This window comes from Psychrobacter sp. Ps4 (assembly GCF_022129285.1).
Classification (GTDB): domain Bacteria; phylum Pseudomonadota; class Gammaproteobacteria; order Pseudomonadales; family Moraxellaceae; genus Psychrobacter; species Psychrobacter immobilis_A.
On the sequence record NZ_JADQAK010000020.1, the window covers coordinates 14,434 to 26,849 of the forward strand.

The window sequence follows — 12,416 nt, forward strand, 5'->3', positions numbered from 1 at the left end:
CCTGTTAGTTAATGATTAGTAACAGGTGTCATATTAGGATTATGATAGATAAGGCGGTAGTGGGTAAGCTAGAATGCGAGTCGCAAGCTAGAATGCGAGTTAAATACTTACACTTGACTACAATTAATTATCAGTTTTTTCACTTACTGGCTTTAGTTTTTCATAAATTGCACTCTCAAGCTTCTTTCTGTGTTCTCTAGCATTGCCCCCTTTAGGGTAGCTTTTACTGTTCATCATTTCTTGTATTGCGTTTGGGATAATATCTTCTTCTTTAAACCATCTTATTATAGTTTCATCAGCTCGATTAGTGCCTAGTATGCGTTTGACTAAATGGGCCACGTGAGATGGCATCAGTAGGTTTGATATATCTTCTTCTATCCATATTTTATTCGCTAATGGTATTACTTTTGACTTAAGGTTTTCCTTACCTTTTTGAATAGGCGTAGATTTATGTTTTTCTAGCTCATCATAAGATACATAGCTATGATTTGCTAAAACAATACCTAATGCGTTGCTAGATGATAAGAGATACTTCATAAAAATATCTTGCTGGTTAAAGCTTAAGTATATTTCAGTAAACGCTAATAGGATTGCTGTAAATGTTAATTGTTTTGCGGCTAATCCTAGACATTTGAAATGCTCATTTATAAGCTGGCTTTTAATTTCTGAAAGCAATTCTGTATCATTATCAATACTAGGGTACAGCTCTGAAAACAATGTAAATATACTTGTCCGCAATTTTATTAGTTCATTAGATATTGCTTTCACACATAGCTCTTTGTCTTTTGCGATGTCGTATAGATGCCAGCCAAAAGTGTCTGATATACCATCAAAGTATTTAACTTGCTCGTTATCGATATAAGGTCTATGTATTAAGTTCTTAAACTGCCCGCTACACTCTATAACTTCATGCAATATTTTTATATTTTTGCTTTTACTAACCATAATTGCACCCTCGCACACCCTTAAATAAAATAGGTGCAAGGCGGTGATAGCTTAAGGGTGCGGTTGCTATCGTTCGGGTAATTAGTCCTAGCCTTGCAATTCGGTTTAATGGTTATTAACCATGTTTTTGTTGATCTGCTTTTTTAAAGTCTGCATGAATGACATTATCAAACTTGCCAGCCTTAATATCGTCTAAGTAGTTGGCCCATGCTGTCATCATATCTGCCCTTTGTTCTAAGCCTGTCATGCGATTGTATGCAGTGCCATAAGCGTTAAGCATACGGTGGCCTAGTGCTAGTTCGGTTATCAATTCATCATAGCCTAGTCGCTCCATTAGCATAGTTTTGGCGCTACTTCTAAAGCCATGTGGGCTGTGAATATCTTTATAGCCTTGTCCGTTATTCATTAGATCACTATTCAATACTTTGTTGATTGCTTGCGTATGGTGATAAGGCTCTTTTTTGCGTCTAGGGTTATGAAATACATATTCGCTATCACCTGTAAGCGGCTTCATCTGCTCTAATATGGCAATGGCTTGCGGTGCTAGTGGTATAACGATACTGGCTACCATGTCGGCCCTGTTACCTGCTTTCTGTGGCTTAAGTTCCCATTGTTTTTTAAACCAGTTAATATCTGCCCACCTCATAGCACACATGTCACCAACTCGAACAAACGTTAATGCTAATAGCTGCAATATGCGCTTATTATGTAACTGGCTTGTATGGTCTAAGCGGTCAATATCTTTTAGCAGTTCTGCAAATTCTTTAGGGTCTGTTAGTGCTGCATGATGTTTTACTTTGTGATTAATAAGTGTTCCTTGTAGGTCGCTGGCTGGGTTGTACTCAATAATCATATGAGCCTTAGCAATCTGTAGAATACTTTTTAATATGCTTTTGACCTGCAAGCCCTTATATGAATATGTTTTTTGTATTTCTTTAACAAACTTGATGACAATACTAGGGCTAATATCTGTCACTTTCATATGTCCGAGCTGTTGCTGGATAGGCTTTATTGCAATGTTAATGTTTTTGATACTAGACGGTGATAAGTTTTTGCTGTGCTGTACTTCTAACCATTCATTGATGAAATGATTTAAGGTATTTTGGCGGTCTGTTATGTCTTTTTGCTTGGTATCGGCTCTATGCTCTATTGGGTCTATGTCTTTGGCTAACAGTTGCATGTTATCGCTGTGATATTGACGGGCATCGGCAAGGCTTAACGCTGGGTATTGTCCTAGTGTCATGTAAGGGCGTTTGCTTGTGATGGGGTGTGTGTAACGGTGTCTAAAATCGGCTGTAGCATCTGAGCTATCTTTATGTGGTCTTATGCGTATCTCTAAGCCTTTATAACCAGCTATAGGATAACTGATAGTCTTGCCAGCTTTGATAGTGTCTTTGATTGCCCGTTTGATTTGGGTGTCGGTTGTTAAGTCTATTTTGATTGTCATCTTATCACCTGCAAACTGGTAGCCATTTTGGTAGCCGTTTAATTGGCTTTTTCACACTTGCACTAGCGTTATCACAAGTGACATGTTAGCACTAAAGGCATGTAAAATAAAGGATTTGAGCTTATCAGGTTTTATCAGGCTTTATCAAAAGACGCCATCTTAGGATGGTCTTTTTTTTATGCTTAAAATTTGATACCCCATGGTTGCCAGATTTTTAGCGGTTAATGACTTTAGCACAATCGTTTTTATCTATAATCTTTTTATCTATAATCTTTTTATCTATAATCATTGCCGCTTAAACTTTAAGCACAAAAAAGCCGGCGATTAAACCAGCTTTTTTTATTCACATTACTTTATGTTATATTAGAAAGTCTTAACAAAAGCAACGCCATACACCCAAGGGCTGATGTCAACTTCACCAAGTTCAATGGTCTCACCATTAGCTTTTACGCTGGCGTCTGTTTTGATGTCCATATAGCGAGCATCAATACGGAAGTATTCAGTTGGGGCAAAAGGTATGTCAAGACCGATGTGACCCGCAACGCCAACGCTATCATCAAGTTCTAATTTTTCGAAAGCATCGCTATAGATTTTTTCTTTAAAGAAAGTCGTATAGTTCACACCAACACCAACAAATGGTTTCACATTCATAGGCATGTTGTAGCCATCGAAGTGATATTGTACCGATAGAGTCGGTGGTAAATGCTGAGTTTTAGCATCGATAGTAGCATCGCCAGCAGTTAAGGTAATGTCATGATGGAATGGTGTAGCCGCTAGTAATTCAATACCAATGTTATTGGCAACGAAATATTCGCCGCTAATGGTTGGTTGGACATCACTGTCTACGTCGACACCAATAGTGCCATCTGCCAGTGTACCGTTATCGCTCTTTGGGTCAACCATGTGAGCGCCAGCAGCGACAGACCAAGTACCAGCTGGTACAGCAAATGCTGTGGTCATAGTAAGTGCAGTAGCAGTGGCTAAAACTAGGGATTGTAGTTTCATCATTTGATTCCTTAACGTGATAGAAGATTATCGGTGGCTATCTAACGAGGGATGACATTAGGTACCGATACACAATGTTATGATTATTGATTAATCTGTAACATTACAACGCCATTATAATACAAAACCATATTTACTGTAAGGTTTTAAACGCATTTTAATGGCTTTTATGGCATAAATTTACCGTAAAAGGTATATTTGTTGAGGTAATTAAACATTACTTAGGACAGTTAGCATTTGTGAGGCAGGACTTAGATTCTGTCATATCAATGTTACACAGAGATAATGAGTTAGAGTTTGGGCTATAGTCAATGATGCTAAACTCTCACTGATATTTTTAGAATATTAAAATGTCAAAAGCTTAGAGTCGGTAATGATAGTCTCATTACTTTTCGAATGAATAACGAGAGTGGGAAAAGAGGGGTAATATATTATGCTTGGCTATTGTAGTAATTCTCCTCTACGCTGCACAAACGCACGTTCTGTAACGATATTGGATCGGATGGACTCTTGCTGTCCTGAATGCAACTTATTTTTGCTGCCTGCTCAGGATATCAGTGAGCAATTACGTGCTGACGAACGATTCTTACGCTTCGCTATCATCGCCATTGTGCTGGTGCTAATTTTGTTTGCCTACATGTACTATTTAAATTTAGTATAATCACCGATCATGATTCATACTAAATAAGACAGTCCTATCACTAGTAATATTCTAAGAGCACTATATCGTCAAGTAGTGATGGGTATGAAATACTGATGGTGACCGAGCATTAATGTCATATTCTGTGATGACTGCTTTATTATATTAATATAAGACCGGTGTTTCACCGCATAGGGACGGCATGCTATTCCAATCTATACGGCGCTTGCGTCTTTTCGTTTACGATATTCTGCAAAATGATGAGCACGATACGCTGTTTAGCCGTTGCGTTGACTACTTTTTAATATTTTTAATCATGACCAATGTAGCAGCGGTCATTGCTGAGTCGGTTGATAGTTGGTATTACCCTTATCAGGAGTATTTTACTTGGTTTGAAAATTTCTCTATCGTGGTATTTTCTATTGAGTATTTGCTGCGTTTGTGGAGTGTGGCCGAGGAAAAACCAGATGACACCACTTGGCGTCAGCGTTGGGAGTGGTTGAAAAGTCCTTCTGCGTTGATTGATTTAGTCGCTATTGCGCCAGCTTTCTTGAATTTCTTTGTTACGATTGATTTACGCTTCTTACGTATTTTACGTTTATTCCGAATTCTCAAACTGACACGCTATTTTGCTTCGTTACGCATCTTATTGGTGGTCATCAGCAAAGAAAAAGGCTCGTTCCAAGCGGTTATTTTTATTTTAATAATTATGATTGTGACGGCATCTAGCGGCATTTACTTGGTTGAAAACCACGCCCAGCCAGAAGAGTTTGAGTCGATACCTAAAGCGATGTGGTGGGCGGTGGTGACGCTAACGACGGTGGGCTATGGTGATGTTACGCCGATTACCAATGCGGGTAAAATATTGGGTGCGGTTATTACCATATTAGGTGTGGGTCTGGCGGCATTACCTGCAGGTATTTTAGCGACTGGTTTGGCAAATGAGCTTGCTCAGCGCCGTGAAGAGCTTGAACAGGACTTTCGAGCGCAGTTGATTGACAGTGATTTTGATTTGGTGAAAAATCAGATGATGATCGATAAAATTCGCCGTGAGCTGGGACTGGATAAAGAGCAGGCGCAAAATATCGTATTACAGGTATTACGCGAACAAGAGCTTGAGCGCCGCGAAAGAGAAGTGGAAGAACGACAAAAGAATTTTTGCCCACATTGCGGTGAGCCACTGTAAGTCTTTTATAGTGGTTACTTTAGGTTTTAAAAAATGGGTGTTTAAAAAAAGGGTGCAACGTTATCAGAACGTTGCACCCTTTTTATTAGCAATAAACGGATATTTTATGGTATTTAGATAGCTTGTGGAATGGGTAGCGCACGTGCCAATTCATGGGCGACTTGCTGCGCCGCCGTTGCTAAATCTTCGGCAGAAAGGGGTAAGTTTTGCAATGTGAGATGCCAATCATCCACTTCTCGGCGTAAATGTGCCACCCACAGAGTCGTACAATCACGTGGCAGTTGCTTTAGATTGACTTCAAAACATCGATTGCCCTCATCATCACTTAGATGAATCTCGCCTTTTTTGACTCTTGAAAACGGATGACCGTGGTAAGAGTTGGCTATCATAGCAATGTGGGTGATATGTGCTGGAATTTTATCTAAGTAAAGCCTGATTTGCTCTTGGTCAAGAGGTGCCAAATACATCGCTTGTTCGCCGCGATCTTTGCCATTGAGACTGTCGCCTTGATGTTTCACTGATTCCGCTTTATCGCGCAATTGTTTGAACCAAACGATATCACTGATGGTGCAATTGTCGTCATATAGTACGCAAGCCAAATCAATATCAATAGCACTCTGGTTTTTTTTAAAGCGCTTAAACATGCCTTTTGGCTCAATCTTGGTAAATTCATAGTTTAGCGCAAAAAATAAGGTTCCCGCGTCTAAGCCCAGTCCTCTTAAACTGTCTGACAGTAATGGCAATGAGGCAGTGGTCGGCATAACATTCCTTATCTATTTTCGTTCTTTATTTTCAAACAGTGGTAATCGTCTGAATACGGTTAAATTTGAGCGTCATTACCCGCAGTTATTATTTATGATCAAAAAACTTATCCAATACGGCTTGATGTAACAATTCTGGTTTGGCATTCAATAAACCATTGCCAAAACCACGTAACCACCAAACCAGTTGTGAAGTTAGGTTGACAGTGGCTTGAATGGTCAGCGTGTCATCATCCAACGTAACAGTTTGATCGTCACTGAGCTTGCTTTCAGTCAGGCTTTTGCCCGCTTGTTTGGTGAATTGTAGCTCAATAGCAGTGTTTTTGCCATGATTAGGCAGATCACCGAATAAGGGGTGGCTAAAGCCCATACCACCCGCATCCAAATAAGTATCGAGTTGGAAACTCTCAGGTGTTTGTGCGGCGCTTTCGAGAATGTCAACGCTAGCAAATCGATGTAGGGCAAAGGTACGAATGGTAAAGTTTGGATCATCAGTACGAGTTGCCAGCAGATAAATAATCACACCGCGCTGGATAATAGCGATGGGATTCAAAAGATATTCACTGGCCTGTGATTTATCGCTGCGGGTATAGCAGGCTTTGATTTGTAATTGATAAAACAGCGCATGGTAAATATTGTCTTTGCTATCCAAGTCAATATGCGGCGCGATTAGTGGCTGAGTGGCAGGCTCAATACGCACTCTGTCGATCCATGAATGGGTGACTTTACTGTTTTTTAGCTGCCGCCTTGCCAAGTCAAACCATGGAAATAATTCATCTAAAATAACAGGTGGTAGTAGCTGAGTTAGATTGGCTTCAACCATATTAAAGGCGACTGCTTGCGATAGATTCATGTGCGGTAAGCTTTGGAGTGGTGCATCATCACGCCAGCGCCAGCCTTGTGGGTTGGCGTTATTTTTTTCTATCGGAAAGCGTTTTGCCAGCGCATTTAAGTCGCGTTGAACAGTGCGCAAGCTGATGTCAAAGCCTGCCATCATCAGCTGCTCGTAGATATGGGTTGTGCCCACCCAGCGGTTGCGCTGTAGTTGCGATAGCACTTGCCACTGGCGCGCCGTCGTCGCCGCGCCATGGCGATTATCGTTATTATCTCCTGAGACGTGGCTATCTCCTGAGACATGACTGTCCGCTGCCGCTACAGTATTATCTTGCTCAACAGAGTTCGTTTGAGCATGAGAGTGGTCGGCGTCAGTAGAATGTACAGTCATTAAGCGATAACCTTTATGAAATTACGAGTTGGCTTTTGTATAGCTTAGCGGAGTATTAACCATTCATCATCGCAGAAAAGCATCATAGCGTCTAGGGCATGTCTTCAATTAGCACACTGATTTATTGATTGGTTTTGACACGGCTAAATTTCACTATAAATCAGCTTATATGGCGTCAATGGGTGTTTTAGTGTCATTGTTATCGATACCTTGATTGATGCTTTTGTCGATGCCTTGATCCTCATTGATAATGACTTCTTTGTGCTCCGCCTTGTCTTTACATTTTTCTTTTTTTCTCTTGTCCCGTTTTTTTTGACGTTTTGCTTTTTGCTTTTTTTTATCTTTCTTTTTGGACTTTTTATCATCAATACCATCGTCATTGTTATCTTGATTTTCATCCCATAACATCAGACGACTTAAAACTTTGCCAAACAACGTGTCTTTACGATAGCGACCTTTCTTGTTCATGGTATCGATAGGCAAACCAGTCATCAGCGTCAATGCTTCGCTCAGTGTATAGACACCATAAATATGAAATTCGTTCGCTTTGACGGCAGCAATGATGTCGTCACGCAGCATGAGCTGTTTGACATTGGCCATTGGAATGACCACGCCTTGCTGCCCAGTCAATTCTTGCTCGCGGCATGCATCAAAGAATCCGGCGATTTTAGAGTTGATACCGCCAACCGCTTGCACTTCGCCCAATTGGTTCATAGAGCCAGTAATGGCAAATGATTGATCAATCGGGACGTTTGCTAAGGCAGATAGCAGCGCACAGCCTTCGCTGACGGTAGCACTATCGCCATCGATATGGGCGTAGCTTTGTTCAAAAGCGAGCGAGGCGCTAAAGTTGAGCGCATGATGTTGGCTGAATAATGCGCGCAAATAGCTGGTCATAATCAGCATGCCTTTGGCGTGTAAACTACCGCCCAAATCCACGTCACGCTCGATATCGAGAATTTCACCCGTACCAATATTTGGTTGAATGACGGCAGTCAGGCGGGCGGGCATACCAAACTCGCTATCGGCATAACTGACCACTGTCAGCGCATTGACTTGTCCGACAGCGCTGCCTTGAGTTTGAATAAGCTGCTGACCGTTTTTTAGCTCATCCCAATAGAGGTCACGCAGGTATCCTGAACGCTCGTCCATATCATCGATGGCTTGTGTGACATGATAGGCATTGACAATGTTTTTTCCGCTTAAATGCGCGTGGCGGTTAGACTCATGCAATAGCTTGATTAATAAATCACTGTGCAAGCTTAAGCGGTCTTGGTCTTCTGCTTGTAAGCTTAAATGCTCAAGTAGGGCAGCTTGCGCGCTACGATCAAACGGATAGAGATTGGCATAGTCAATGATATCAGCCATTTTTGCGACTAACGCCAATTCGTGCTCACTGCTGCGAGGCACATCATCGTGAAAATCCGCACGTACTTTAAAGACCGCATCAAACTCAGGCTCAAGCTCTAACAGCTCATAATATAAGTCTGCTTCACCAAGCAAAATCACTTTAACATCAAGGTCAATGGGGGCAGGTGCTAACGATAAGCTGCCTGTTAAGGTCAGCATTTGTTCAAGGCTTGAGAGTTTGATTTTGCGTGATTGTAACGCCCGCTTGAGACCCTGCCAAGCATAGGGATGCTCAAGTAAGTGACTCGCTTCTAATAGTAAATACCCACCATTGGCACGGTGTAGAGCACCTGCTCGAATCATACTGACATCAGTGGTGACCGTGCCCAATTGAGTGATTTGCTCGACATGACCCAACAAGTTCAAGTGCGTCGGTAAGTCCTCAAAGATGACAGGTGCACCGTCGTCCGGCGTGTGACTGACAATGACGTTGACCGCATAGCGACTTGGGGTTGTGGCCAAAACTGCTGTCACAAATTCTTCGTCATCGCCATTGACGATGCGCTCGACATGCGTAACCATGTCGGCAAATACGGTCTTGAGATAATCAATGACAAGCGGGTGACTGGCAAATTGCTCATAAACAGGGGCAAATAAAGGTTGTAGTGCACGACGTGCAATATTGCGATGCAGGGCTTCTATCGCATCATTGGCTTCGTCTTCTAACTGCTCTAACGCGATGGTCAACTGACTTAAGCGTTTTTGCATATGGTTTTTTTGGACAAAGTTATTTAGCTCAGCTTCGTATTCACTATTGCCGTATTCAGTATTGTTTTCATTCTGCTCTGCATTCGTAGGATCGTTATACTCGGTGTTAGAAATGCTCGCTTTGCTACTATTATCGCTCACGGATTTATTTTTATGGCTAGCAGATAATTTATCCTCACCACCACTAGTTTCTGTCGCGAGTTGACTGGGATGTACAAACACCGCTTTATTATCAAAGGAGCGAAACGTCAACGCCAAATCATATTGTTTGCCTTCCGCATTGAGCACATCATAAGCCTGACTTTCTTTTTGATGTGTGTCATTTTTGATGGCTTCGATTTTGCTTTGATATTGGTCACTACGAAAGCGTTGGCTCAATCGTTTTTTGGCTTGTTGCCATAATTGATTGACTTGCTGCTGCAATAAGGAGGCTTGCCCCGCAGGTAGTCGCAGCGCTAAAGGGGTACGTGGATCGGTGAAATTATGCACATATACCCAGTCGTCAGGTGTGGGGGCATCGGCGGCAATGCGCGTTAGCAAGCGGCTGATGACGGTGCGTTTGCCCAAGCCATTTTCACCAGCAGCAAACACATGATAGCCACTGGCTTTGATATCCAAAGCTGTTTGTAAGGCTTTTAGGGCACGCTGCTGACCAAAGCCAACATCTAGATCTGGTGCCGTACGGGTATCCGAGGGCAATTCATCAGGGTCGCTATAGCGTTTTAGTTGCTCAGCGGTGACAAGGCAGCGCTGCTTGATATCAATAAAGCATGGATGCGGTGTATTCGGTGTTGCTGATTTGGTACTTTTTAATTCAATGATGGGTGTTGCCATATTATTAGCGTCTTTTTTATTAGCGTCTCTTGATAATTGAGAGGTAGGGATGTGTGGCTGTTTGGTCATAGGTATAAATTATATCGTTTGTAGAAAGTGGCGTAGGTATTAAGTGCTATTAAGTGTTATTAAGTTTACTAATGAGTGCTAATACTTGGTTTTTTCTAGTTAATTTGCATCGTTCATAAAAACATCTTACAAGATAAAACGGTATTTTAAATAAATCATTAAAAGCAGTTTTGTATCATTAGCAGGCTCTGTTAAAAACGCCTATATAAGCAATCATTCATCATCCATTTAACGCGATTAAAGAACAATAACGCCTCAATATAGGCTCAGATAGTATAAGATGTCTCACATTGGCGCAATCTGCAACTATTCAATGGGCAGACTGCATGATAAAATAGACGGTTCACATGTCAAAACTGGATAACTCGTTGTATGTCAGACTTTACTAAAACATCTTCATCCTCTGCTAACACGGGCAATATCCGTATTGATCCGACTGGCTTTGTAAAGCTTGGCGCACAGCTGCCAGCGCTGGCGAATACCTTGGCACAAGCGGTCAATGAGCTCAAGTTATCCTTGAGTGAGACACAGCAGCGCACATTATTATTGTACTTAGACCAGCTTTTGTTGTGGAATAAAGCGTATAATCTGACCGCCATCACTGATCCAGAAGAGGCATTGATCAAACATATAATCGATTGTTTGGCTATTATAACGCATTTACCGTCAGGGTCACTGTTAGATATTGGCACAGGAGCAGGGATGCCAGCGGTTATCATTGCGATTTGTCAGCCAGAGCGTCAATGCACCGCACTTGATAGTAATCAGAAAAAAATTCGTTTTATTAAGCAAATCAGCAGTGAGCTTGGCTTGAATAATATGCAGCCAATTGCTTCTCGTATCGAGGCGCATGAAGCCAGCTATGACGTTGTGACTTCTAGAGCCTTTGCCAGTTTGATCGATTTTGTCGAAGTGGCTCAGCCGCGCTTAGCAGATAACGGTTACCTATGCGCGATGAAAGGCAAAGCGCCAAGCGATAAAGAACTACAAGTACTAGACAATGACTGGCATATTAAGACGATTAAGCTTAAAGTGCCTCGTTTACATGATAGTCGTCATTTAATTGAATTGTCCTATAAAAATGTCTAAGCTATGAACACCTTTTAAGTGATACGTGTCAGTGACACATGATTTTGTTGATATCTGAATGGCAAGATATTCAAAATATGGTGATACAGATAGTGCTAATTGTATAGAGATACTCGTACTGTTTACACTTATGAGTATGATGCTATGCAAAGTTTAGCGAAAAATTGATTGTGTAAGCCAAAAGTAAAATAACAGTAATAGACCCTAATTAAATTGAGTGAGTGTATGGAAATCATAGCAATTGCGAATCAAAAAGGCGGCGTGGGCAAAACCACGACGGCAGTAAATTTGACCGCCAGCTTGGCTGCGAAGCGCAAGCATGTACTGCTGATTGACTTAGACCCACAGGGTAATGCGACCAGTGGTACGGGTGTCGATAAGAATGAATTAGCACTGACGATAGCGGACGTATTATTGGATGGCGTGTCGCTGTCTGATGCTATTGTTACCAGTCCAGCAGGGTTTGATGTGATCGGTGCCAATCGTGATTTGGCTGGCATGGATATCACCCTAATGAATAAGACCAATAGTCATGAGCTGTTTAAAACAGCAATGGTGGCTTTGGTTAATGATCAGATAGCTGCTAAAAAACCGGCTTATGACTATGTGGTTATAGACTGCGCACCCAGTTTGAATTTGCTGACGATTAATGCGTTAGTTGCTACAGATAGCGTCATTATTCCGATGCAGTGTGAATACTATGCATTAGAAGGATTGGCTGATTTGTCGCAGACAATAGAGCGTTTAACGGAGCTGAATCCAAAGCTATATATCCGCGGTGTGGTGAGAACATTATTTGATGCACGCAATACACTGGCTCGCGACGTGTCTGCCGAGCTGGAAGCGCACTTTGGCGATATTATGTATAAGACCCATATTCCAAGAAATATTCGCTTGGCAGAAGCGCCAGCGCACGGTTTGCCAGTTATCGCTTATGAGAGATGGTCAAAAGGTGCGCGCGCTTATCAAAAATTGGCGGCTGAAGTCATGAAACAAAGTGACTAATATGCATGTATGCATGTTTTTTAGCACCAATGATAGATTGTAAGCACAAGCGTGCAAACAGATATCGAGCATTGAATATTGTATTTATAAGT

9 protein-coding genes are annotated in these 12,416 nt (G+C 41.7%); 3 read left to right on the forward strand and 6 right to left on the reverse strand.

The features are described from left to right. Positions 1-123: 123 nt before the first annotated feature. The 3 genes from I3252_RS11315 to I3252_RS11325 all read right to left on the reverse strand — a co-directional run bounded on the left by I3252_RS11315 (position 124) and on the right by I3252_RS11325 (position 3,397). On the reverse strand, positions 124-945 hold the full coding sequence (locus I3252_RS11315; protein ID WP_238035260.1) for a hypothetical protein: 822 nt from the start codon (positions 943-945) through the stop codon (positions 124-126). A gap of 115 nt (positions 946-1,060) precedes the next feature. Next, complete coding sequence (locus tag I3252_RS11320) at positions 1,061-2,392, reverse strand: tyrosine-type recombinase/integrase (protein WP_238035261.1); 1,332 nt, start codon at positions 2,390-2,392, stop codon at positions 1,061-1,063. Between the two features lie 363 nt (positions 2,393-2,755). Next, positions 2,756-3,397, reverse strand: a complete 642-nt coding sequence (locus I3252_RS11325) for an OmpW family outer membrane protein (RefSeq protein WP_238035262.1) — start codon at positions 3,395-3,397, stop codon at positions 2,756-2,758. Positions 3,398-4,239: 842 nt separating this feature from the next. Here I3252_RS11325 and I3252_RS11330 point away from each other — a divergent pair. After that, positions 4,240-5,223, forward strand: coding sequence for an ion transporter (locus I3252_RS11330; protein ID WP_087814355.1), 984 nt, complete (start codon positions 4,240-4,242; stop codon positions 5,221-5,223). Positions 5,224-5,336: 113 nt separating this feature from the next. Here I3252_RS11330 and I3252_RS11335 read toward each other — a convergent pair whose 3' ends face one another. The 3 genes from I3252_RS11335 to I3252_RS11345 all read right to left on the reverse strand — a co-directional run bounded on the left by I3252_RS11335 (position 5,337) and on the right by I3252_RS11345 (position 10,230). Continuing rightward, positions 5,337-5,984: a TerD family protein gene (locus I3252_RS11335; protein ID WP_238035263.1), complete on the reverse strand. Its 648-nt coding sequence runs from the start codon at positions 5,982-5,984 to the stop codon at positions 5,337-5,339. Positions 5,985-6,072: 88 nt separating this feature from the next. After that, positions 6,073-7,209: a WYL domain-containing protein gene (locus I3252_RS11340; protein ID WP_201605653.1), complete on the reverse strand. Its 1,137-nt coding sequence runs from the start codon at positions 7,207-7,209 to the stop codon at positions 6,073-6,075. A 165-nt stretch (positions 7,210-7,374) separates the two neighbouring features. Beyond that, positions 7,375-10,230: an ATP-binding protein gene (locus I3252_RS11345; RefSeq protein ID WP_201605652.1), complete on the reverse strand. Its 2,856-nt coding sequence runs from the start codon at positions 10,228-10,230 to the stop codon at positions 7,375-7,377. A 372-nt stretch (positions 10,231-10,602) separates the two neighbouring features. Between I3252_RS11345 and rsmG the strand changes: the two genes are divergently transcribed. Further along, the gene (gene rsmG, locus I3252_RS11350; protein WP_201605650.1) at positions 10,603-11,319 is read left to right on the forward strand and encodes a 16S rRNA (guanine(527)-N(7))-methyltransferase RsmG; all 717 of its coding nucleotides are present in this window, start codon (positions 10,603-10,605) and stop codon (positions 11,317-11,319) included. 225 nt (positions 11,320-11,544) lie between these two features. Beyond that, complete coding sequence (locus I3252_RS11355; protein ID WP_045452132.1) at positions 11,545-12,324, forward strand: ParA family protein; 780 nt, start codon at positions 11,545-11,547, stop codon at positions 12,322-12,324. The last annotated feature ends 92 nt before the right edge of the window (positions 12,325-12,416 follow it).

What these genes read in the sequence shown, in the direction of transcription:
- rsmG (WP_201605650.1), top strand. Translation starts at nt 10,603, where the DNA reads ATGTCAGACTTTACTAAAACATCTTCATCCTCTGCTAACACGGGCAAT.
- I3252_RS11325 (WP_238035262.1), bottom strand. Translation starts at nt 3,397, where the DNA reads ATGAAACTACAATCCCTAGTTTTAGCCACTGCTACTGCACTTACTATG.
- I3252_RS11330 (WP_087814355.1), top strand. Translation starts at nt 4,240, where the DNA reads ATGCTATTCCAATCTATACGGCGCTTGCGTCTTTTCGTTTACGATATT.
- I3252_RS11315 (WP_238035260.1), bottom strand. Translation starts at nt 945, where the DNA reads ATGGTTAGTAAAAGCAAAAATATAAAAATATTGCATGAAGTTATAGAG.
- I3252_RS11340 (WP_201605653.1), bottom strand. Translation starts at nt 7,209, where the DNA reads ATGACTGTACATTCTACTGACGCCGACCACTCTCATGCTCAAACGAAC.
- I3252_RS11355 (WP_045452132.1), top strand. Translation starts at nt 11,545, where the DNA reads ATGGAAATCATAGCAATTGCGAATCAAAAAGGCGGCGTGGGCAAAACC.
- I3252_RS11335 (WP_238035263.1), bottom strand. Translation starts at nt 5,984, where the DNA reads ATGCCGACCACTGCCTCATTGCCATTACTGTCAGACAGTTTAAGAGGA.
- I3252_RS11320 (WP_238035261.1), bottom strand. Translation starts at nt 2,392, where the DNA reads ATGACAATCAAAATAGACTTAACAACCGACACCCAAATCAAACGGGCA.
- I3252_RS11345 (WP_201605652.1), bottom strand. Translation starts at nt 10,230, where the DNA reads ATGACCAAACAGCCACACATCCCTACCTCTCAATTATCAAGAGACGCT.